This is a genomic window from Actinoplanes sp. NPDC000266, from assembly GCF_042899005.1.
Taxonomy (GTDB): Bacteria; Actinomycetota; Actinomycetes; order Mycobacteriales; family Micromonosporaceae; genus Actinoplanes.
Window position 1 is genome coordinate 957,125 of sequence record NZ_JBIAZI010000001.1, and the last position, 22,221, is coordinate 979,345.

Below are 22,221 nucleotides of genomic sequence, written 5' to 3' on the forward strand. Positions count from 1 at the left end.
AAATTACCCGTCGAGGGTGCCCGTGAAATCCAGCACCGCCTTCGCGACCGGCCCGGGCGCCTCGAGGACGGCGTAGTGGCCCACGCCGTCCAGCTGCACCGAGGTGATCTCGGTGCGCGCCGCCTGGGACATGGTCGCGGCGGTGAACGGTCCGCCGCCGGCGCCGATCGCCAGCACCGGCACGGTCAGGCCAGGATCCTCGGCCAGGGCCCTGATCTCGGCGCCCTCGCGCAGCATCGAGCGGTAGAGGCCGGCGGCGCCGCGCCAGCCGCCGGGGCGGGAGTACGTGCGTACGAGCTCGTCGATGTCGGCTCCGGAGACCGCGGCCGGGTCGGCCGTCATCGACGGGAAGGCGTAGCCGCCGAGGAACTCGCGTTCGCGGCCGGCCAGCAGCATCTCGGGAATGCCGGGCGCGGCCAGCACGCCGAGGTGCCAGGCGCCGCCGTGGGTGACGTCGGCCAGCGCCTCGAGGCCGAAGCCGGGCAGGCCCATCTCGATCGCGGTCAGGCTGCGTACGTCCCCGGGGTGGGTGGTGGCCAGCCGGAACACGGTCGCCCCGCTGATGTCCTGGCCGGTCAGGTGCACCGGACCGGCGCCGAGACGGTCGATGAGCTGGTGCAGGTCCTCGGCGGCGGTGGCGCTGTCGTACTCGCCGGGGCCGTTGCCCGAATCGCCGAAGCCGCGCAGGTCCACGGCGAAGACGCGGTGACGCTCGGCCAGCAGCGGGATCAGCTTGTGGAAGGCCCACCAGGTCTCGGGGAAGCCGTGGACGAGCAGGATCGGTGAGCCGCCGGATCCGGCGGCGACGTAGTGCAGGGTGGTGCCGTTGACCGGGGCGCGGTGATGGGTGAGAGTCATGGTCACTCCAATTCGACAGTCTAGGTGTCGAAACAATAGACACCCAGACTGTCTTTCGTCCAGGGGCTGCCGTAGCCTTCTGCTCATGTCCCGTTCCGGCGCCGACCTGGCCCTGCTGCTCATCGGCGGCTTCCGCACCCTGGTCGACGCGGCCATCACCGACCTGGCCGCCCAGGGCTACGAGGATGTGCGCCCGATCCACGACTTCGCGATGCGTGCCATCGCCGACGGGGCCGACAGCGCCTCCGAGCTCGGGCGGCGGCTCTCCATCACCAAGCAGTCGGCGGCCCGCACGATCGGGGTGCTGCGCGAGCGCGGCTACGTCACCATCGAGCCCGACCCGCGCGACGCCCGCCGCAAGCGCCTCGAGGTGACCGCGCTCGGCTTCGAGGTGATGCGGGCCGGTGAGGCCATCTTCGACGGCCTGCGCGAGCGATGGGCGAGCCGGATCGGGCCCGGCGAGCTCGAGAGGCTCGAGAAACACCTGGTCGCCCTCGTCGGCCCGGCCCCCGTCCGCTTCGACACGCCCGGCTGGATGTCCACCGGCCTGGGCGAGTCGTGAGACGCCGCCGGCCAGCAAGGCGGTCACGAACGCCATGGCCAGGTGGATCAGGGGAAGGCCGGCCTCGTCGGCCGGCGGGCGGACCTCGGCCTCGATGCTGCGGTTGAGCAGGGAGTACGGCGGCGCGTCGAAGTGCCGCGGCGGCCGGTCCTCGTCGTGGCCGGCGCGCTGGCCGTGGTGCTGGTCGTTCTGGTGGCCGTCGTCTCCGTCACCGGGCCCGGCCCCTGGCCGGCGGGGCAACCGGCCATCGTGGACGGTGGGTTCTTCCTCAACGCGCAAGGGGCGCTCACCCCGATCAGCGCGGCCGAATACCGCGCGGATCTGAAGGCCGAGGTGGCGGCGTTCCTGTGCTTCGGGTCGCTCCTGGGGGTGGCCGCGCTGGCGCGTCTCGGGGCGGCTTGAACGGGAGCCCTACGGTGTGCCCGTGAGGATCTTGGCTTGGGTGCTGGCCGTGCCGGGGCTCGTCTGGGCCCTGCTGCGGATCAGCGGGTGGAGCCCGGGGCCTGTGGCGGTCGTGCTGCCCTTCACGCCGTACGCCGCCATCGGGTCTTTGATCGTCCTGGTCGTGATCTCGGTGATGAGGCAGTGGCGGGCGGCCGTGGTGGCGGGAGTGGCGACCGCGCTGCTGGCGGGATGTGTGGTGGGGCGCGTCCTGCCCGATCGTGACCGGGGGCCCCGGGACGGTGTGGCGCTGACCGTGCTCAGCGCGAACATGCTCAAGGGCGGCGCCGATCCCGAGGCCATCGTGCGGCGGGTGCGGGACGAGGACGCCGGCGTGCTGGCGCTGCAGGAATTCACCGCGGCGGGGCAGGCGGCGCTGGCGAAGGCGGGGCTCGGCGAGCTGATGCCGTACGCCTCGATCGCGCCCCAACGTGCCTCGGATCCGTTCGGAACCACCGGGTCGGCCGTCTACTCGCGCTTTCCGCTCACCGGCAGCGGCTTCCGCCTCAACTACGGAGGCTTCCAGCAGGCGTACGCCACGGTGACCGTGCCCGGCGCGAAGCCGGTCGTCGTCGAGTCCGTGCATCCGGCGGCGCCGCACTCGCTCGACGTGCTCGGCGACTGGCGGCGTGATCTGAAGGACCAGCCCGGCCCGGGCCGCATCCTGGCCGGCGACTTCAACGCCACCCTCGACCACAAAGAACTGCGGGATCTGATCGGCCGCGGTTATCGGGACGCGGCGGCGACGATGGGCAAGGGCTTGGTGCCGAGCTGGGGCCCGTACGGCGACAGGCCGATCCCGCCCATCACGATCGACCACGTCCTGGTCGACCGGACGATCGGGATCAGCCGGTACGCCGGTTACGGCTTGCCGGGCAGCGACCACCGCATGATCCTGGCCGCGGTGGTCCTGCCGGCCGGTCAGACGGGTTCGATCCAGATGTTGCGGTAGCGGACGTTGGCGCCCGGGTCGCCGTGGTCCTGGAGGCGGATGGGCAGGGCGGCCGGGGATTCGGCGGCGCCGTTGCCGGTGGGGCCGTCGATGGTGACGTTGTTGTGGACGGTCACGCCGTTCCAGACGACGGTGACCCGGGCGTCCTCGGTCTTCGTGGTGCCGTTCCAGCGGGCGGCCCGGAACGTGATGTCGTACGTCTGCCAGGTTTCCGGGGCCGTGCCCGCGTTGGACGTGGGTGCGCGCTTCAGATAGATGGCGGCGCTGTCGTCGTTGGCCAGCACCGGTTTGCCGTACGTGTCGAGGACCTGCACCTCATAGCGGTCCTGCAGGTAGATGCCGCTGTTGGCCCTCTGCTGGCCGGTCACGTCGGCCGGGAGGTTGGGGAGCCAGAACTCGACGTGGAGCTTGAAGTCGCCGTACGACTGCTTGGTCCTCAGGTCTCCGCCCAGCACCTCGGCCGAACCGCCCGAGATCGGCCACGTCGCCGCGCTGCCGTCGCCGTTGCGGAACGCGTTGAGGCTGGTGCCGGTGAACAGGTTGACCCGGCTCGGGCCGTTGAGGGTCCAGCGTTGCTGGGCCACGTTCGCCCACTCCCACAGCTGCACCGCCGTGCCGTCCGTGCTGGCCCCGCCGGCCGCGTCGAGGACCTTGCCCGACTGCGGATTCAGCAGCGAGCCGTTGGCCTGCGGCTGCCAGGCCTGGGCGGCGCTGTTGTTGCACGTCCACAGCCGCACCTTCGTGCCGTTGGCGGTGCCGCCGTTGTCGACGTCCAGGCACTTGCCGAGAGCCCGCAGTGTGTCGCCCTCACGGGTCCAGCTTTGCGCGGTCGAGCTGTTGCAGGTCCACAGCTGCACCTTGGCGCCGTCGGTGATCGTCGCGTTGTCCACGTCCAGGCACTTGCCGGCGATCCCGGTGATCGTGCCCGTCTTCGAGGTGCCGGCGGCGGTCGACCCCACCGTCAGGCTGTCCAGGTTGATGTGGCCGCTGTCCCCGGTGTCGACGCGGTAGGAGACGGCGTTGGGGCCCGCCCGCAGGGTCACCGAGTCGGTCAGGGCGGCCCACGTGTCCCAGTTGCCGGTGTCGGCCAGGCTGACCTGTTTGACCCGCGTCCCGTTGACGTACAGGCTCATCGTCTTGGTTCCGGCCGCCGGGTTCGGGCCGTTGCTGTAGCGCAGCGAGACCGGGTACGCCCCGGCCGACGGCACGTTGACCGTGAAGGTGGTCGCCGAGCCCACCGCGCCGTGCCCGGCCGAGAAGCCCGAGCCGGTGTAGCCGGTGTGGTCCTTGGCCACCGACGTGCTGCCGGTCAGGCCCGACCACTCGGCCTCGACCCGGTCCGACTTCAGGGTGGTGCCGTCGGCCAGGCTGTTCAGCGTGTACCAGGCCTCGGTGCTCCACAGGGACGCGTTCGAGGCCGAGGTGAACGGCCGCGGCGAGCGGACGTGCACGACCCGGCCCGGCTTGAGGCCGGACAGCTTGAGCGTCACCTTGAGCCGGTCGGCCGACAGGGTGGCCGAGGTGACCGGCAGCGCCTCCTCGTCGACCTTCGGGCCGCCGTAGTCGGGGGTGGGGACGTACCGCCACTGCTCGGCCTTGTAGCGGCTGGCCAGCTGCGCGGCGGTCGCGTCCGAGACCGGCTGGGTGTATTCGAGCTCGAAGCCGTCGGCGACGGCCCGCATGGCCTTGATGTCGAAGACGGCGGCGCCGTTGGCGGTGAGCTTCTGCAGGCCGTACGTCAATTTGCCTTCCTGGCCCCAGTTTCCGCCGGCGCCGAGCCCGCCCACATAGAGCGCGCCGTCCGGTCCCTGGCTCAGCCGCAGCACGCCCATCTCGAGGCCCTGGGTGAGCCGGAAGACCGCGCCCTGATATTGGCCGTTGACCTTCTCCAGGTACGCCCGTTGCAAGCCGCCGTAGGTGACGTCGCCGAAGAGCATCTGACCCGAGTACGGCCCCGAGTTGAGCATGACCGGTGTGCTCGGCGAGTTGGCGATCTCGTTCTGCGGCAGCCACAGCACCGGCTGGGTGACCGGCTGGAGGTCGAACGGCCCGTCCGGGTTGGTGTAGTGGTTGAAGAAGCGGTCCTGCTTGATCTGCACCAGTTTGGAGGCGGGCAGCCAGCCACCCTGGTTGTCCAGGACGAAGATGTCACCCTCGGGCCCGAAATTAAGACCATTAGGTGTACGGAGACCGCCCGCCACATATTGCACGGCCCCCGTCGAACGGTTGATCTTCAGCGTGGTGCCGCGGTTGGGTGAGCCCTGCGGATCGGTGGTCGCGCCGCCCAGGTTGATCGACACGGACAGGTTCAGATAGAAGAAGCCGTCCTGATAGAGCAGCCCGAACGCGAATTCGTGGAAGTTGCCGTCGAACGGCCAGGTGGCGACCCGCCGGTACTGGTCGATGACGCCGTCGCCGGTGGTGTCGTTGAGCTCGGTCAGCTCGTGCTTCTGCGACACATAGATCTTCCCGTCGACGATCTTCAGCCCCATCGGCTCCCTCAGGCCTTCGGCGATCTTCTTGTACGTCACCTGGCTCGGCGAAGTCGTGCCGGTGACCCCGCTGAGGACGTAGACCTCGCCGGCCACGGTGTCGCTGCCACCCCAGGTGGCGATCGCGAGGCGGCCGTCGGGGAACCAGTCCATGGCGCTGACCTGAGGCTGGAATCCGGTGGGCCGCAGGTTGGTCAGCGTGTAGCCGGGGTGAACGCCGGTCAGGGGCAAGCCATCGCCGGGGCTGTCCCCGGCGGTTTCGCATTCCTTCTTGCCGGGCGCGGTCACCCGAACGACGCCGGCGTCGGTGCTGAGCGCGCTGTTGGGGATGACGGTGTAGGCGGTGGCGCCGGGCGGCCGCCATTCGAGGGTGAGCTGCTGGCCGCCGTCGCGTTCGAAGAAGTCGACGTGCAGCCCGTGATAGCCGGTGGTGAGGTTGACGGAGCCCTCGACGGCGACGGGCCCGTGCGCCCCATCGTTGTTGATCACGGTGGCCCCGTCGATCAGCAGCCGTGACCCGTCGTCACTGGTCAACCGGAACCCATGGGTGCCGGCGGTGGTGACGTTGACATTACCGATCACTTCGGACTGGAACCGGTCCTCGAGGCCGAAGTCGGCCGAGGTGGTCCAGTTGACGGTCGACATCTTCTTGTCGACGTTGGGCGTCTGCCCGGCCTTGAGCGTGCAGATCGAGTCACGCGAGGTCTGCAGATCGAACGTGCGCAGAGTGACGCCGGGCTCCTGAGGCGGCACGGCGGCGGCGGAGGCGGGCAGGGCGGGCAGGAGGCCCGCAAGAGTGACGACGGCGAGCAGGGCTAACGGCTTCTTCTTCATAGCACCGTCCAGACCTCGATGAATATCGATGGCCGACACGGTAGGCCGACTTCTGCACGCGAGTAAACAACTTTGGCACGTTTATCGAAAAGTCTTGTTTCCGATTATCGCCTCTTACGCATCCCGCCCCTGGCCAGGCCATATGAGCCTGACTACTGTTCACCGGCTTGCCAATTACGCGGACGCGCCCCGACTCTCGCTGGGGGCGCGTCCGCAGCCGGGTGGTCGACGTCAGAGGCCGGCGGCCTTGGCGCCGTAGACGGCCTGCTCGTGGGTGTACTGGTCGCCGGCGGACGACTCGAGCTGCCGGATGAGGCCGCTCCGGGAGAACGAGGTGAGCTCGAGATAGTTCTTCGCGGCCCGGGCGGCCTGCTCGTTGTAGTTGATGTGGAGCGAGTCGACGGCCTTGGTCGCGACGCTGACCGGGTAGCCGTCACCGGCGCTGGACGACAGCTGCCGGATCAGGCCCTTGCGGGAGAACGCCGTGAGGTCGAGGTAGTTCTTGGCGGCGCGGACGGCGTTCTGCTCCTCGACGGACAGCTTCGGCTCCTCGGCTTTCGGCTTCTCCGTCTTGGCCGCCTCGGTCTTGGCTGCCTCGGTCTTCGGGGCCTCCGTCTTGGCCTCGTCGGCCTTCGCGGCTCCGGCCGCCGCGGTGGTGGTCGCCGTGGCTCCGGTCGCCGTGGCCGAGGCGCTGGACGTGTCGTCGTCACCGCCGCCGGCGAGGGCCGCGCCGAGGCAGATCACCAGAACGCCACCGACGACACCGCCGATGATCAGCTTCGTCTTGCTCTTCTTCTTCGGCTGCTCCTGGGGCGGGAACGGCGCGCCCGGGATGGCGCCGGGGTAGGGCGTCTGACCGGCGGCGGGGTATGGCGTTCCCGGCGCGGTACCGGGGTACGGCTGCTGTCCGGGTGCTGCGCTCGGGTATGGCTGTTGTCCGGGTGCTGCGCTCGGGTGCGGCTGTTGTCCGGGTGCTGCGCTCGGGTATGGCTGTTGTCCGGGCGCTGCGCCCGGGTGCGGCGGCTGACCCGGCGCGGCTGGGTACGGCTGCTGCGGCGGAACTGGCGCTCCGGGCTGCTGCTGCGGGTCGAAGGGCGGCTGATGTGTCAAGGGGTGGCTCCTGGAACGCGTTTCAATCAAGATCAACTTTCGAGTTGATGTTGGCATGCGCGAATGCGCAGGTCAACGCCGTCTAATACGGAGAGCGTCCACTTCTGACCGTCCGTAGGAACCGCCGCAGGTCACTGGCTGTCCGCCACGCGACCACCGAGCGAATCGGGCTCAGCCGCCACCGTTGCCATCCAGGACGCCGGGAAAGTGCCGGGCATGCTCCCAGCCGCAGCGACGAATTCGCCCAGAACCCCGAGCAGTCGCCGACGTGCCTCTGCCGCCGGTCCGTTGTGGTTGGAGACCGCGCCGGTGGTGGTTCCGAAGCTGGCCGAAGGCGGCGTGAGAATGCGCTCCTCGTTGGCGGGAAACGCCTTATCTTGATTGGCGTGATCGTTTCTTTGCTGTCGATCTTCGGGGTGCGGGATAATGGTTCATGGCGCAGCTGGGGTTCTTTTCGAGGTCGGTTATTGCGGCGATGCGGGATTGGTCGGGCGTGCCGAGTCATTCGCCGGAGATGGTGGAGTTCCGGCGTGGTCAGGATGAGCGGCGGCAATGGGGTCTTCAACGGCGTCATGCGTTGAAACTGTGTCGGTTGCATGGTTGTTCGCGGTTGTGCGGTGAGGTGGGTCTGCATGATTCGACCGAGCGGATACCGCCGTTGGTCTGGGATGAGGGGGTCAGCTGGGTGCGGCGCCCGGGCCGGCCCGTTGAGCGGGCGGTGGCGGCTTCCGGCCCGGGCGGTGTGTCGCAGGCTGCGCGGGCCAGTTGTGCAGAGAGGCCGGTCGAGGGCGACACGACGGTGCGGGCCGAGCCGGCCACTCTAGCTGAGCAGGCAGTTCAGGCCGAGTCGGCCACCCAGGCCGAGCAGGCAGCACGGGCCGACGCGGGTGAGCGGGCCGAGGCGGGTGAGCGGGCCGAGGCTGGTGAGCGGGCCGAGGCGGGTGAGCGGGCCGAGGCGACCGTTGAGGCCGAGGCGGCAACGCGGCCCGGATCGGCGGGCGGGGGTGCGGCGGTGATGCGGGTTGCGGCGGTGACGTCGGCCCGGCCGGTGGGTCAGGCGAACGTCATCACGCGGGCCGAGTCCACTGGGCTGAGTGGGTCCTCACACGTCGCTCTTGGGTGCCATTCGGGGTCGGGCGTCTCGCATATTTCTCGCCGGCGGCGCGCGATTGCGGCAGCGCATGTACCGGCAGGGCAATCGCGGCCGCCGGCTGAAGCGTGCCGCTGATGCTTTATTGATGAGCGCGGGCATGCAAAGTGTGAATTCACGTCGTCTTCGATCACGCGCTGGGAAGAGTGCGGCAGCTGTCGTCGTTCGCCAAAGTCCTGACCTCGACCGCCGGCGCTCGCGCTGCTCACGGGCGCCCTCGACCACCAATGCCATGCTGGTGTGGCTCGTCCCGCTCGTGCTCGCGGCCGGCGTCGTCTGGGCGCTGATCATCAAGGTCAGAACGGATCGGGGGAGACGAAGTCAGGCGCCTGACCACCCCGGCGCGTCCCGTCATCGCGGAGGGATTGGCATGAGCACCGCGGATCTGATCGTCATGGCCGACCGCGTCCACACCATGGACGACTCCCGGCCGGTGACCGCCGTCGCCGTCGCCGGTGGCGTCGTCACCGCGCTCGGGGACCGCGCCGAAGCCCGCGACTGGCGTGGCCCGCGCACCGAGGTGATCGACCTCGGGACGGCCACGGTCACGCCGGGGCTGGTTGACGGGCACGCCCATCCGGTGCTGGGCATCGGCATGACGCGCGGCCTCGACCTGTCCGGCGTCACCGACCTCGACGGGCTGCGCGCTGTCCTGGCCGCGGCGTCGAGGGCCGGCTGGATCGAAGGCTGGCGGCTCGACCCGAACGTCTTCGGCACCAGGCCGATCACGTCGGCGCCGCTGCCCGAGGACGTGCCCGTGTTCCTGCGGCTCTTCGACGCGCACTCGGCCCTGGTCAACCAGCGGGCCCTCGCTCTGGCCGGCGTCACCGGGCCCCGCGAGTTCCCGTCCGGCGCCAGCATCGTGTGCGACGCCGGCGGCCGGCCCACCGGGCATCTGCTGGAGATGGACGCGCTCAACCTCGTACACAAGCTGCTGCCGGACGACGAGCCCGCCTCGCGGCGGCAGCGGCTGCTCGACCTGATGCGGCGGATGGCCGCGACCGGGCTCACCGCGGCCAACGCCATGGACTTCGAGGACGACTCGCTCGCGCTCTTCCAGGCCCTCGAGGCCGACGGTGACCTGCCCATGCGGTGGCGGTGCGCGCCGTTCGTCATGCCCGGCACCGTCGTTCGCGAGGTGCTGGAGAAGCAGCGGCTCGCCGGGCGCCGCTGGCGGGTCGAGGGCGCCAAGTTCATGATCGACGGCACGGTGGACGGCGGCACGGCCTGGCTCGACGAGCCCGACACGCACGGCGAGTCGACCGCCTGCTTCTGGCCCGACCCGGCGGATTACGCCGAGGCCGTACGCGTGCTGGCCGCGGCCGGCGTTCCGATCGTCACGCACGCGATCGGCGACGCCGGCATCCGGTACGTGCTGGACACCCTCGAACGGCTGCCGCGCGTCTCCGGCGTACCCCATCGGATCGAGCATCTCGAAACCATGCCGTCCGGCCTGGTCGGACGGTTCCGCGCGCTCGACGTCACGGCGAGCATGCAGCCGACGCACTGCACCCACTACACGCGGGCCGACCACAGCGACAACTGGTCGCGGCGACTCGGCAAGGTCCGCGCCGACCGCGCCTTCCGGGCCCGCGACCTGCGCGACAGCGGCGCCCGCCTGGCCCTGGGCTCGGACTGGCCGATCGCGCCGTACGACCCGCGCGGCATCATCGCGGCGGCCCGGCTGCGCCGCCCGGCCGGCGCCCCCGGCGTCGACCCGGTGCTGCCGGGCCAGGCGCTGACGGCCCGGATGGCCCTGGAGGGCTACACGACGCAGGCCGCCGCGGCCGCCGGCCTGGCCGCCTCGGCCGGGAGGCTGCGCCCCGGATACCGGGCCGACCTGACCGCGTTCGCCCTGGATCCGCTGACCGCGGACCCCGACGAGTTCGCGGAGTCGCCGGTGACGATTACGGTGGTCGGCGGATCGGTAGTCCATCGCCCGTAGGAGTTCCGCTTGCCCCGCTGCTCTCCCGCGACCAGATCGCCGCGTCCGCGCTGGCCCTGATCGACCAGACCGGCACGTTCACCCTGCCCGGTCTGGCCAAGGACCTCGGGGTGAGCGCCTCCTCGATCCACCACCACTTCCCCGGCGGCCGCGAGGCGATCGTCGAGGCCATCCGCGGCCTGCTGGCCGGCGAGAACCTGCCGCTGGAGCCGGGCGACGGCGACTGGCGTACCTTCGCCGACCGGTGGGCCCGCGCCTACCGCGCGTCGTTCGCCCGGCACCCTGAGGTGGTGCCGTTCCTGACCGCGCAGACCGTCAGCGACCCGCTGACCCTGTCCGCCTACGAGACCCTGGCCCAGGTGCCGCGCGCGGGCGGTTTCCGCGACGAGGATCTGCTGCACGCCGTGACCATCCTGGACTGCCTGGTCCTGGGATCGGCCCTCGACGCGGGCGCCCCACTGGACGTCTGGCCGCCTCACCCGACCCGGATTCGGCCCTGGGCACCGCGATCCGCGCCACCCGGGCCGACCCGGGCGACCGTTCGCAGCGCTCCTTCGAGATCGGCCCGCGCATCGTCCTGACCGGCCTGGGCGAGCTCATCCAGTGATCACACGGCGGAGCAGGGGCCGGTGTCGGGCGATCCACGAGGCGCTGCGGGCGCGCCAGGTGACGCCCCACAGGATCGGGTAGCCGCCGGCGCTGACCGCCTCGGTGCTGTCGATCGTCACGCCCTCGGCGACGGCCTCGTGGCGCGCGCTGTGAATGGCGACGTCGGCCAGGCGGTCGACCAGGTCGTCGCGCGCGGCCCGGGGCAGGCCGTAGCCGTCGACGATGGCCCGGGCCTGACGGGCCCGGGCCGGCGCGCCGGGCAGCCCCTGCGTCTCGGCGACGTCGTCGTCCATGAGCTGCGCGTTGAGCCACACCGTCTGCGCGAGCTCCCACAGCCGGTCGACCGGGCCGGCGAACTCCCAGTCGATGAACGCGCCCGGCCGCCCGCCCGCGCCCACGATGTTCCACGGCCCGGTGTCGCAGTGCCCGATCACGACGTCGTCGCCGCCGAGGTCGCGCAGCCAGTTCGCCTGCCACACGGCGCCGGGGGGCGGGCTGAAGGTCGCGGTCGCGTCATGCAGGCCACGCAGCAGCGCCCCGACCTCACCGACGGTGTCGTCCGGCCAAGCGTGCGGGTGCGGGGACTCGCCGGGCACGAAGCTGTAGCCGTCACCGACCACATGCGGCGCCCCGGCGAAACCGGCGTTTTCCAGGTGCCGCAGCAGAGCGAACACGGCGGGCGTCCAGGGGCCGGCCGTCTTGCGCACCACACCGTCGGCCAGAACGGCGTCCGCGAGATGCGCGCCCGCTCCCCACGTGCCGAGTTGTTCCGGAGGCTCCACGAACGCCAGCGTCATCACGAAGGAGCCGGACCACAAGCGGTTATCCCGCTTCGAGCTCGAGGGCGGGCCGGCCGTCATCGAGGTGGGCGGCGGAGGAGCAGGCTGAGAACATCGCGCGCGGCCCGGCGACGCTGCGGATTCCGGGACAGAGCCGCGACGAGTGCCGTGACCGTGACGGTCGAGCTGTAGAGCAGGGTCGCGGTTCCGGCGGCGATGGCACCGTCGTGGAGGAGGGCGGGCAGGCCGGTCATGGCGGGCACCTTTCGCTGTTCGTTGTGCCCTTGTTTGTGGCTGTCCGGTCAGTTTCCGGCGATCGGCCGTCCCCGCTACGCTGCCGGGATGCGCAGGTCACATGCCGCGGCGACCAGGTTTCCGGTGGCATTCCGGTCCGGATCCGGCGCCCGGACGCCGGCGCGGCGACGGTGACCGGCTCAGCGGCCGAGGAGTTCGCCACCGACCTGAAGGCGCTGTACGAAGCGGCCGGGTCGCCCACGCTTCAGACGCTGGTGCGGCAGGCCGCGGCCCAGGTGCCGCCGGTCAAATTGACGGTCTCCGGGATCAGCGACTGGATCAACGGCAAGACGGTCCCGCGCGGCGGCGCCGGGCTGCGGTTCCTGGTGCGGTACCTGCAGGGGGCAGCCCCTGATCACTCCCGCCGGCCTGGTGAGTGGTGGGAAGCCCGCCGGCGTCAGGCGTGGGCCGAGAAGCACACCAACCGGGGTGGCCGGCCCTCCGCCGTACGGGCCGTGCGGGCCGTGCCACCCCGCCGGTCCGGGTATTGGCGGTTGATCGAGCAACTGGCTCCGTCGGTGCTCGACGACCGGTCGGCGGAGTTGGCCATCATGGGGGAGGGCACCGAACCGTATCTGTGGTGGCAGGCGCCGGCGTGGGCGGGCAAGTCGGCGCTGATGGCCTGGTTCGCGCTTCGCCCACCACCGGGGATCCGGGTGGCGGCGTTCTTCGTGACCTCCCAGGTGGCCGGTCACGACGATCAGCGCGGCTTCCTGGAGATCATGATCGATCAGCTTGCTGTTCTGGCCGGCGGCGGCAACTCCGTGCGGCCGTCCGAGGCCGGTCAGCTGCCCACCTTCCTCGATCTGCTCGACCTCGCCGCGCATTCCTGCCGGACCCGGGGTGAACGGCTGACATTGATCGTGGACGGCCTCGACGAGGACCGGGGCGCCGCGGGCGGAGCCGACGCTCACAGCATCGCCGCTCTGCTGCCCAAGCACCCGCCGGCCGGCGTCCGGATCATCGTGGCCGGGCGCCCGCATCCGCCGGTGCCGCCGGACGTGCCGGCCGATCATCCGCTCAGGACCTCTGGCGCCGTTCGTCAGCTCGCGGCGTCACCGCTCGCCGGCGTGGTACGGACCGGCGCCGAACGCGAGCTGGCCCGGCTGCTCGGCGGCACACGGCTCGATCGCGACATCGTCGGACTGATCACCGTGGCCCGCGGCGGTCTGACCCTGGCCGATGTGGCCGCGTTGACCGCCGAATCCGCTTGGACCGTGGGGCAGCGGCTCCGGGCGGTGTCAGGCCGGACCTTTCTTCCGCGCCCGAGTCGATGGCGGCCGGAGGACGCGCCGCCGACATACGTCATCGGTCATGAGGCGTTGCAGGCGGACGCGCTGGCCGCGCTCAGCCCGAGGGCGATGGACGGGTTCCGGCAACGGCTGCGCGGCTGGGCCGAGGCCTTCGCGGCCCGGGGCTGGCCCGAAGACACGCCGGAATACCTCGCGACCGGCTACTTCGCGCTGCTGCGGGACGCCGGCGACACCGCACGGCAGGTGTCCCTCGCCGTCGATCCCGGACGGGGGGATTGGCTTGCCGAGCTCACCGGCAGCGACAGCCACGCCCTCGCCGAGATTCACGACCTGCTCGACGCCCTCGCCGAGTCGTCCGACCCCGACCTCCTGGCCATGCTCCGGCTCGCCCGATATCGCGATCGCCTTACCGAGGGCACCGCGAACACGCCGTCGCGATTGCCTGGCCTCTATGCCGCGCTCGGGATCACCGCGCGCGGCACAAGCCTGGCCCGATCGCTGGAGACGCCGTCAGCCCGAGTGTTCGCGTTGATCGATGTGGCGTCAGCCGTGTCGGGACAACGCCCCGATGTGTTCCGGTCCCTGATCGCCGAGGCCGTGGACATGGCCGCGCTCGAGCCCCGGTCGGCCGATTTTCTGCTGGCCGCGGTGGTGCAGGCGGTGCTCCCCGTCGACCCCGCACTCGCGGGCCGGCTCGCGGAAGGGCTGAAGGATCCCTCCGCGACCGCCAGTCTTCGATCCGGTGAGGTGAAGGTCCTGGTGGCGGCCGGTGATCTCGACGGCGCCATGGCGCTGGCCGGCCGGATCGGCAGCGTGGAGCTAGGGGCAGCTGCTTCAGCCGACATCGCGTCCGCACTCGCGGCGGCCGGCCGCGCGGCCGAGGCGCTGGAACTGGTGCCGCGGATCGAGCACAGCTGGTATCCCGACGGGTCGCTCACCCGCCTGGGCATGGCACTGATCGACGGCGGTCATCCCGGCGAGGCGCGAACGATCGCGGAGAGGATGCGGCGGAGCATCCCGCGGCGCCACATCGTCGAAGACGACGGTGGAGTGCTGGCATGGGCCGGCGCCGCGCAGCTCCTCGGCATGCTCGGGCACCGTGAGCAGGTCGAGACGATGCTCCGCGACCCGCCACCCGGTAACCGGTCGGCCGATGGGGCCCAGCACGCGCCTCGCATCCTGGCCGCGCTGGGTGACTACGACCGGGCGCTGGAGGCCGCACAGAGGATCATGACGGGTGAGTACCGGGACAACGCGCTCGCCGATCTCTGCACCAGCGCCGGCCGGGTACGCCACTACGCCGACGCCGAGCGTTACGCGGGCCTCATCGGCGCGGTGGGCAAACGCGCGACGGTACTGACCGACCTTGGCCACGTCCTGCTCAAGGACGGCCACCCGGACGATGCGCTCCGCATCGCCCGGCTTGCGGAAGCCACTGCCCGTACGGTGCCGTCAGACCACACACGTCATGTGCTGACGATGGCCGAGGCGCTCGCCGGCAACGGTCATCACCGTGAAGCCGAACTTTTGTTGTCCCGCGTCCGGCCCGAGCGCCGGCGCTGGCAGACGGGGTGGATCGCCCGGACGATGGCGGTGTCCGGGGAGGTCCAGCGCGCTCTCCGGGTGTTGGCGGCGCTGCCCGGTGATGATGCCGTGTACGCCGATGTAGTGCGGTTGATCGCCTCGAAGAACGACTGGGCACCGGCCGTGCCGATAGCAGACCGCATCACCGGGGCCGCTGAGCGACGACGAGCGAGGACGTCGATCCTCATCGCCCAGGCCGCTGCCGGGCAGATCGCGTTCTCCGAGCAGCTCATCGACGAGGTGCGAGGCGACGGTGACGAGCGAACGCTCGTCGCCGTCGTCACGGCCGCCGCTACGGCCGGGCAGTTCACCCGGGCGCTGGCGATAGCGGAGGGCATCGAGGAGACAGCCCAGCGCATCGAGGCCATCGGGTCCGTTGCCGCCGTCCTGGTCGCACGGGGCCGGCTCGATGAGGCCGCCGATGTCCTGGCGACGCCGCCCCGCGACAACTACTTGTCCACTTTGGCGGACGTCCGGGCCGATCTCGTGACCGCGATCGCGAACGCGGGTGACCTGGTGCGCGCCGAGGAGTTGGCGCGGAGCATCACCAATCACGACTACCGGTCGAGGGCGACAGCGAGCATCTGTGCCGCCGTCGCGGACGGGGGCGACCTCGAGGGCGCGCAAGCCATGGCGGCCGGGATCGACCATCCGTACCAGCGGGGCCGAGCATTCGCGGCGGTGGTGCGGGCCGCCGCCCAGCGCGGTCGACTCGAATGGGCGGAGGAACTGGCTCAGGCGTTACCCCATCCCGAGCATCAGGCCGACGCGTTCGAGAGCGTGGTCATCGCGGCTGTGGCCACCGACTGGAAGAGGGCCGAGGCCATCGCGCTCCGCATCAAGGATCCCTCGCAGGCGGCGAAGGCCTTCGGGGCCTGCGCCGCCCGAGTCGATCCGCCTTTGACGCACCGTTTCATCGGCCGGATGGTCCGGTTCCACAACTGGCACAGCGCCATCGACATCACAGCCCGAAAGGCGCCGAGCACTCTGATGGCACTCGCCGACGACGTGGGGCTCAACGGCGCAGGGCGGTGAGCAGCAGGTCGAGGCCCAGCTCGAAGGCCCGGTCGGCTCGGGGGCGGCCCTGGCCGGCGGCCTCGATGGCGGCGACCAGGACGGGGGTGCGGGCCTTCGACTTGTCCCAGACCTCGGCCGGGGCCGCTACGTCCAGGGCCGAGCCGATCACGAAGCTGTCCAGGACCGTGATGACGTCGAGCAGGCGGTCGGTGGGGATGCCGGCGTCGCTGAGGACCGTGGCGATGTCGTCGTACATGCGCACGACGTCGGGGGAGGAGACCGTGTGCGCGGTGAGCATCGGGATCAGGCGCGGGTGGCGGGCGAACGCGTCGCGATAGTGCCGGAGCAGGGCGCGCAGCGCCTCGTCCCAGGGGCGCGGGGGAAGCGGGCGGGTGAACGGCTGCTCGGCGAAGACGCGGGCCCGCATGGCCTCGATGATCTCGGTCTTGCCGGTGACGTGGTTGTAGAGCGAGGACGGGCGCACGGACAGGGCGGCGGCGATCTCGCCCATCGTGAACTCGCCCTGGGCGTCGACCAGTTTCAGCGCCGCCGTGGCGATCTTGCTGACCGACAGCTTCGGCGTTGCCGGCCGTCCCACGGAGCTCCCCTCGACAACTGCTCGAATCCCCACCATACTAAAACGAACGACATTCGTTTGCCCCGTCGAAGGGAAGGCGTCATGCGCCTCATCAGCTCCGGGCGGCTCGGCTCGCCCGCCCGCGTGGACGGCCCGGCCCGGCCGCCCCTGCGGATCGGCGTCGTGCAGCACCGGTGGCGCGCCGGCGCCGGAGAGCTCAAGGACGCGCTGCTCGGAGGGATCGGGCAGGCCGCCGCCGAGGGCGCGCAGGTCGTCTTCCTGCCGGAGCTGACGCTGTCGCGCTACCCGGCCTTCGAGGAGCCCGCGGGTGTGCCCTCCGACGCCGCGGAAGACCTGCTGGCCGGCCCGACCATGTCCTTCGCGGCCGAGGCCGCCCGCAAATACGGCGTCCCGGTCCACGCGTCGCTGTACGAGAAGAACGACGGGGACGAGCTCGGCTACAACACCGCCGTGCTCGTCGACGCGGACGGCAAGCTCGTGGGGCGTACCCGCAAGACCCACATTCCCGTCACCGAGGGGTATGTGGAGGACAAGTACTTCCGGCCCGGGCCGTCCGAGGAGGCGTACCCCGTGCATCGCCTCAATGATGTCGGCATCGGGCTGCCGACCTGTTGGGACGAGTGGTTCCCTGAGGTGGCGCGGCTCTACGGGCTCGGCGGGGCCGACCTGCTGGCGTACCCGACCGCCATCGGCTCCGAGCCCGACCACCCCGGTTTCGACACGCAGCCGCTGTGGCAGCAGGTGATCGTCGGTCACGCCATCGCCAACGGGCTGTTCATCGCCGTGCCCAACCGCACCGGCGACGAGGGGCGGATCAGCTTCTACGGCTCCTCGTTCATCGCCGACCCGTACGGCCGGATCCTCGCCCAGGCCCCTCGCGACGAGGAGGCCGTACTCGTCGCCGACCTCGACCTCGATCAGCGCCGCGACTGGCTCACGCTTTTCCCGTTCTTCAGGACCAGGCGACCGGAGACGTACGGAGGACTCGCGTGACCCGGCCGCAATGGCGGATGCCCGCCGAGACCGAACCGCACGACTGCACCTGGATGGCCTGGCCGTCGAGCGGCTACACGCTGGGCGAGAACGCCGACGACGCCCGGCGCGCCTGGGCCTCGGTCGCGCTCGCGGTGGCCGAGTTCGAGCCGGTACGGATGGTGGTCGACCCGGACGCGGTGCCGCACGCCCGCAAGTGGCTCGGGTCGGACGTGGAGCTGCTCGAGGCGCCGCTCGACGACGCCTGGATGCGCGACATGGGGCCGACGTTCGTGGTCGGGCCCGAGGGCCTCGGCGCGGTGGACTGGGTGTTCAACGGCTGGGGCCGGCAGAGCTGGGCCCGCTGGGAGAAGGACGCGCGGGTCGCCCGGCAGGTCGCGGAATGGGCCGGTGCGACGCTCGTCGACTCGGCGATGGTCAACGAGGGCGGCGGCATCCACGTCGACGGGGCCGGGACCGTGCTCGTCACGGAGACCGTGCAGCTCGACCCCGGCCGCAATCCCGGCTGGCGTAAGGAGGACGTCGAGAAAGAACTTCGGCGGACCTTGGGCGTACGGGATGTGGTGTGGTTGCCTCGGGGCCTGACCAGGGACTACGGGGAGTTCGGGACGCGTGGGCACGTCGACATCGTGGCCACGATGCCGTCACCGGGAACGGTGCTGTTGCACGTCCAACCCTCACCGGACCATCCCGACCACGAGATCGGGCCGGCGCTCCGCGAAGCTCTGCCGGCCGAGTGGCGGGTCATGGAGCTGCCGGCGCCGGAACGGCTCGAGGACGAGGACGGGCCGGTCGACCACAGCTACGTCAACCACCTCGTCTGCAACGGCGGGGTCGTGGCGTGCACGTTCGGCGACCCCCGGGACGCGGCCGCGCTCGAGGTGCTCGCCTCGGCCTATCCGGGCCGGACGGTGGCCGGTGTCGACGCGCGTGTGATCTTCGCGCGTGGCGGGGGTATTCACTGCATCACCCAGCAGCAACCGAAGGTGGAACCGTGAACGACGTGGATGTGGTGGTGGTCGGGGCCGGCGTGACCGGCTTGACCGCGGCCGTACGCCTGCGCGAGGCCGGCTTGAAGGTGGCCGTCCTCGAGGCGCGGGACCGGGTCGGTGGGCGCCTGCTCACGGAGACCGTCGACGGCGTACGCCTGGAGATCGGCGGTCAATGGGTCTCGCCGGACCAGACGGCGCTGCTCGGGATGATCGGCGAGCTGGGTCTGACGACGTACCCGCGGTACCGGTCGGGGGACTCGATCTACATCGGCCGTGACGGCGTCCGCAAGACGTTCCAGGGCGACTCCTTCCCGGTGCCCCCGGACACCGCGGCGGAGATCAAGCGGGTGGCCGCGGAACTCGACCGGCTGGCCTCGCGGATGGATCCGCTGGTGCCGTGGGAGCATCCGGACGCGGCCGAGCTCGACCAGATGTCGTTCGCCGCGTGGCTGGCCGGTCAGACCGGCGACGTGGAGGCGCGGGACAACATCGGCCTGTACGTCGGCCCGGCCATGCTGACGAAGCCGGCGCACTCGTTCTCGGCCCTGTCGGCGGTGCTGATGGCGGCCAGCGCGGGCGGCTTCGCCCACCTGCTCGACGCCGACTTCATCCTCGACCGCCGCATCGCCGGCGGTCTGCAGGAGGTGCCGCTGCGGCTGGCGGCCCGCCTCGAGGGCCTGGTCCACCTGTCCACACCGGTCGGCGAGATCGCGTGGGACGGCCCGTCGGCGGTGGTCGGCGACTACCGCGCCCGGCACGTGGTGCTGGCGGTGCCGCCGACCCTGGTCAACCGGATCCGGTTCGCGCCGGCTCTGCCGCCGGTGCAGGCGCAGATGCGGCAGCATCAGTCCTTCGGGCTGGTCATCAAGCTGCACATCACGTACGAGACCCCGTTCTGGCGTGCGGACGGACTGTCGGGAACGGCCTTCAGCCCGTACGCCCTGGTGCACGAGGCGTACGACAACAGCAACGAGGACGTGGCCGGCGACGACCGCGGCATCCTGGTCGGCTTCGTGTCCGACGTGCGCGCCGACGCCCTGCTCGGCCTGGACCCCGGCGCCCGCCGGGCGAAGGTGCTGGAGTCGCTCGCCGCCTACTACGGCCCGGCGGCGCTGGAGCCGGTCGCGTACTACGAGAGCCCGTGGCAGGCCGACGAGTGGACGGCCGGCGCGTTCGGCACGAGCTTCGACATCGGCTCACTGACCAGGTACGGCCGCCACCTGCGCACCCCGGTCGGCCCCCTGTCGTTCGTGAGCAGCGACGTCGCCGGCCTGGGCTTCCAGCACGTCGACGGCGCGATCCGCATGGGCGAGGCCGCCGCGGCGGCCATCATCGAGCAGGGGTAGACGTCCTCAGCCGCCCGCCGCCACCAGCGCGCGCAAGCGGTCGAGGGCCTCGGCGCGTACGCCGCCCAGCACCGGTTCGCCGGTCACGGTGGCGGCGCGGACGGGCACGTGCCGGGGCATCCGCTCGGTGGCGGCGCGGATGACGCCGGCGAGGGCGGGCCCCCACGGGCCGCCGACCACCACTTCGCGGGGGTCGGCCAGGGCGATCACGGCGGCCACGACCCCGCCCACGGCGGCGCCGATGACCTCGTGGGTGGCGGTGCCGCTCGCGAGAAGCCGGCCGACGTCGATCGCGGTGCCGCTTCCTCCTTCGCGGCGAAGACCCAACTCACCGAAGACCTCGATGAAACGGACGGCCCGGCCGCCGGGGCCGGCGGTCAGCAGATGGGCGATCTCGCCGGCCAGGCCGGTGTGCCCGCGGCGGACCTCGCCGTCGCTGACGATGGCGCAGCCCAGTCCCTCGCCCAGGTAGAGGTACGCGAAGTCGCCGGCGCCGTCCGCCGGCCGCTCGGCCCGGGCCGCCCAGTTCACGTCGTTGTCGACGACGATCGGGCCGTCCACGTAGGGGCCGAGAACCGCGACCGGGTCGAGCTCGCCGACGAGGAAGGGCGCGTCGGGCAGATGAACCAGCCGCCCGGTCGCGCGGTCGACAGGATCGGCGGCGCCGACGACAGCCAGCCGAACCGGCGGCCCCCCTTCACCCCGTGCCTGGGCCGTGGCGGCGGTGACCGCGGCGGCCAGGTCGGTGGGGTCGGCGGGGTGGACGGCGCGGCCGACGGTGTCGCCGTAGATGTCCAGGCACTCGGCCACCACGCCCTCGGGGGCGATCGTCACCGCCAGGGCGACGCCGACCGTGGGGGAGAGGGCGTAGTACGAGCCCACCCGGCCCCGGCCCCGGCCGCCGGGAGTGCGCTCGCCGGTGTCGGCGACCAGGCCGCGTTCGGTCAGGCGGCGCACGCTCTCGCCCGCGGTCGGCTTGGAGATGCCGATCTCGGTGGCCAGCTCGGCCCGGGTCAGGCGGCGGTGGCGCATGAGCGTGCGCACCACCTGTTCGTCGCTGCTTTCCACGGGACGATTCTAGTAAGGGGGGTTGCCCAGAACGCGAGCGACACGTACCGTCATTCAAGTAAGGAGCCCTGACTAGAAGGAGGCCCATCGTGCTGCCGCACTGGGAGGAAACCCCGGCCGACCTCGGTGCCGCGACGCGCGAGATCAAGGTCGCGCTGCGCGCCCGCATCGAGTCGTCCGGGCGTACCGTGGACGAGGTCTTCGCCGTTGTCGAAAAGCGCGTGCAGGCCGCCGTCGACGACATCGTCGCCGCCCGGCGCCGCGGCGAGCAGGTCTGGCCGGTCGTCGACTACGCCGACATCGAGGCCGGCACCGCGCCCACCGAGCTCATCAAGAAGCGGGGCTGCCTCGTCGTGCGCGGCCACTTCGAGCGCGAGCAGGCGCTGCGCTGGGACTCCGGCATCGTCGACTACGTCGAGGGCAACCGCTTCTTCGAGAACTACCGCGGCCCCGGCGACGACTTCTTCGGCAGCGTCGGCTCCAAGCCCGAGATCTACCCGATCTACTGGTCGCACGCGCAGATGCAGGCCCGGCAGAGCGAGCGCATGGCCACGGTGCAGGCCTTCCTCAACAGTCAGTGGAAGCACACGTCGGACGACGGCACCCAGTGGTTCGACCCGAACCGCGACTCGCTCTATCCCGACCGCATCCGCCGCCGCCCCGAGGGCGCCGACTCGGCCGGTCTGGGCACCCACCTCGACCCGGGCACCCTCGACCTTTGGATGACCCAGGCCTACCAGCAGGCGTTCCGCCACCTCTTCGACGGCAGCGTCGAGCAGTACGACCCGTGGGACGCCGCCCACCGCACCGACGGCCCGCAATATCCCGGGTCCACGATGTGCTCGGCGTTCCGCACCTTCCAGGGCTGGACCGCGCTGTCCGACATGGACCACGACCAGGGCGTGCTGCACACCGTCCCGATCCCCGAGGCGATGGCCTATCTGATGCTGCGCCCGCTGCTGTCCGACGTCCCCGACGACGACATGTGCGGGGTCACCGTCAACCAGGTCTTCCCGGCCGGCCACAAGTGGCACGCCCCGCTCATGGAGGCCCTGTCCGGCATCCCCGACGTCCGGGCCGGCGACTCCGTCTGGTGGCACTGCGACATGATCCACAGCGTGGCCCCGGTCGAGGCCCAGAAGGGCTGGGGCAACGTCATGTACATCCCGGCCGCCCCGTGGTGCCCCCGCAACGAGAGGTACGCCGCGAACGTCCGCGACGCCTTCACCAAGGGCGAGAGCCCGTCCGACTTCCCGGCCGAGCACTACGAGCGCGAGTGGCCCGACCGCTTCCAGCCGGCTGACCTCAACGCGATCGGCCGCCGCGGGCTCGGCCTCGCCTGAC

18 protein-coding genes are annotated in these 22,221 nt (G+C 71.3%); 11 read left to right on the top strand and 7 right to left on the bottom strand.

Annotated elements, in window-relative coordinates; translation table 11 throughout:
• Window positions 1-3: 3 nt before the first annotated feature.
• Complete coding sequence (locus ACFY36_RS03925; protein WP_499744371.1) at window positions 4-858, bottom strand: alpha/beta fold hydrolase; 855 nt, start codon at window positions 856-858, stop codon at window positions 4-6.
• Between the two features lie 85 nt (window positions 859-943).
• Here ACFY36_RS03925 and ACFY36_RS03930 point away from each other — a divergent pair, with 85 nt between their 5' ends.
• From ACFY36_RS03930 to ACFY36_RS03940, 3 genes are read left to right on the top strand one after another with little or no spacing between them, the layout of a single operon-like run.
• On the top strand, window positions 944-1,420 hold the full coding sequence (locus ACFY36_RS03930; RefSeq protein ID WP_499744372.1) for a MarR family winged helix-turn-helix transcriptional regulator: 477 nt from the start codon (window positions 944-946) through the stop codon (window positions 1,418-1,420).
• 42 nt (window positions 1,421-1,462) lie between these two features.
• The gene (locus ACFY36_RS03935; protein ID WP_499744373.1) at window positions 1,463-1,822 is read left to right on the top strand and encodes a hypothetical protein; all 360 of its coding nucleotides are present in this window, start codon (window positions 1,463-1,465) and stop codon (window positions 1,820-1,822) included.
• A gap of 22 nt (window positions 1,823-1,844) precedes the next feature.
• The gene (locus ACFY36_RS03940; RefSeq protein ID WP_499744374.1) at window positions 1,845-2,813 is read left to right on the top strand and encodes an endonuclease/exonuclease/phosphatase family protein; all 969 of its coding nucleotides are present in this window, start codon (window positions 1,845-1,847) and stop codon (window positions 2,811-2,813) included.
• Here the strand turns inward: ACFY36_RS03940 and ACFY36_RS03945 are convergent.
• Window positions 2,783-6,139, bottom strand: a complete 3,357-nt coding sequence (locus ACFY36_RS03945) for a 3-keto-alpha-glucoside-1,2-lyase-like domain-containing protein (protein WP_499744375.1) — start codon at window positions 6,137-6,139, stop codon at window positions 2,783-2,785. The genes ACFY36_RS03940 and ACFY36_RS03945 overlap by 31 nt on opposite strands.
• A gap of 231 nt (window positions 6,140-6,370) precedes the next feature.
• Window positions 6,371-6,883: an Ltp family lipoprotein gene (locus tag ACFY36_RS03950; RefSeq protein ID WP_499744376.1), complete on the bottom strand. Its 513-nt coding sequence runs from the start codon at window positions 6,881-6,883 to the stop codon at window positions 6,371-6,373.
• A 799-nt stretch (window positions 6,884-7,682) separates the two neighbouring features.
• Between ACFY36_RS03950 and ACFY36_RS03955 the strand changes: the two genes are divergently transcribed.
• From ACFY36_RS03955 to ACFY36_RS03965, 3 genes are all read left to right on the top strand, one after another.
• The gene (locus tag ACFY36_RS03955; protein ID WP_499744377.1) at window positions 7,683-8,477 is read left to right on the top strand and encodes a hypothetical protein; all 795 of its coding nucleotides are present in this window, start codon (window positions 7,683-7,685) and stop codon (window positions 8,475-8,477) included.
• Between the two features lie 292 nt (window positions 8,478-8,769).
• Window positions 8,770-10,344: an amidohydrolase gene (locus ACFY36_RS03960; protein WP_499744378.1), complete on the top strand. Its 1,575-nt coding sequence runs from the start codon at window positions 8,770-8,772 to the stop codon at window positions 10,342-10,344.
• Window positions 10,345-10,454: 110 nt separating this feature from the next.
• The gene (locus ACFY36_RS03965; RefSeq protein WP_499744379.1) at window positions 10,455-10,925 is read left to right on the top strand and encodes a TetR/AcrR family transcriptional regulator C-terminal domain-containing protein; all 471 of its coding nucleotides are present in this window, start codon (window positions 10,455-10,457) and stop codon (window positions 10,923-10,925) included.
• Between the two features lie 15 nt (window positions 10,926-10,940).
• On the opposite strand, the gene ACFY36_RS03970 is transcribed toward ACFY36_RS03965, so the two are convergent.
• Both ACFY36_RS03970 and ACFY36_RS03975 read right to left on the bottom strand, forming a co-directional pair.
• Window positions 10,941-11,735: a phosphotransferase gene (locus tag ACFY36_RS03970; RefSeq protein ID WP_499744380.1), complete on the bottom strand. Its 795-nt coding sequence runs from the start codon at window positions 11,733-11,735 to the stop codon at window positions 10,941-10,943.
• A gap of 74 nt (window positions 11,736-11,809) precedes the next feature.
• Window positions 11,810-11,986, bottom strand: a complete 177-nt coding sequence (locus ACFY36_RS03975; RefSeq protein WP_499744381.1) for a hypothetical protein — start codon at window positions 11,984-11,986, stop codon at window positions 11,810-11,812.
• Between the two features lie 171 nt (window positions 11,987-12,157).
• Here ACFY36_RS03975 and ACFY36_RS03980 point away from each other — a divergent pair, with 171 nt between their 5' ends.
• Complete coding sequence (locus ACFY36_RS03980; protein ID WP_499744382.1) at window positions 12,158-15,898, top strand: hypothetical protein; 3,741 nt, start codon at window positions 12,158-12,160, stop codon at window positions 15,896-15,898.
• Here the strand turns inward: ACFY36_RS03980 and ACFY36_RS03985 are convergent.
• A complete protein-coding gene (locus ACFY36_RS03985) occupies window positions 15,879-16,478 on the bottom strand; it encodes a TetR/AcrR family transcriptional regulator (RefSeq protein ID WP_499744383.1) in 600 nt (199 codons plus the stop codon). The two genes, ACFY36_RS03980 and ACFY36_RS03985, sit on opposite strands and share 20 nt — an antisense overlap.
• A gap of 81 nt (window positions 16,479-16,559) precedes the next feature.
• Here ACFY36_RS03985 and ACFY36_RS03990 point away from each other — a divergent pair, with 81 nt between their 5' ends.
• Genes ACFY36_RS03990 through ACFY36_RS04000 form a run of 3 tightly spaced genes read left to right on the top strand, consistent with a single transcriptional unit; the run spans window position 16,560 to window position 19,809 of the window.
• Window positions 16,560-17,471, top strand: coding sequence for a nitrilase-related carbon-nitrogen hydrolase (locus ACFY36_RS03990; protein WP_499744384.1), 912 nt, complete (start codon window positions 16,560-16,562; stop codon window positions 17,469-17,471).
• Window positions 17,468-18,469, top strand: a complete 1,002-nt coding sequence (locus tag ACFY36_RS03995; protein WP_499744385.1) for an agmatine deiminase family protein — start codon at window positions 17,468-17,470, stop codon at window positions 18,467-18,469. Before ACFY36_RS03990 ends, ACFY36_RS03995 begins: the two co-directional genes overlap by 4 nt.
• Window positions 18,466-19,809: a flavin monoamine oxidase family protein gene (locus ACFY36_RS04000; protein ID WP_499744386.1), complete on the top strand. Its 1,344-nt coding sequence runs from the start codon at window positions 18,466-18,468 to the stop codon at window positions 19,807-19,809. Before ACFY36_RS03995 ends, ACFY36_RS04000 begins: the two co-directional genes overlap by 4 nt.
• Window positions 19,810-19,815: 6 nt before the next feature.
• On the opposite strand, the gene ACFY36_RS04005 is transcribed toward ACFY36_RS04000, so the two are convergent.
• Window positions 19,816-20,877, bottom strand: coding sequence for an ROK family transcriptional regulator (locus tag ACFY36_RS04005; protein ID WP_499744387.1), 1,062 nt, complete (start codon window positions 20,875-20,877; stop codon window positions 19,816-19,818).
• 89 nt (window positions 20,878-20,966) lie between these two features.
• Here ACFY36_RS04005 and ACFY36_RS04010 point away from each other — a divergent pair, with 89 nt between their 5' ends.
• Window positions 20,967-22,220 carry a YbiU family protein gene (locus ACFY36_RS04010; protein WP_499744388.1) on the top strand — a complete coding sequence of 418 codons (1,254 nt, stop codon included), beginning with the start codon at window positions 20,967-20,969 and terminating at the stop codon, window positions 22,218-22,220.
• Window position 22,221: the final 1 nt, after the last annotated feature.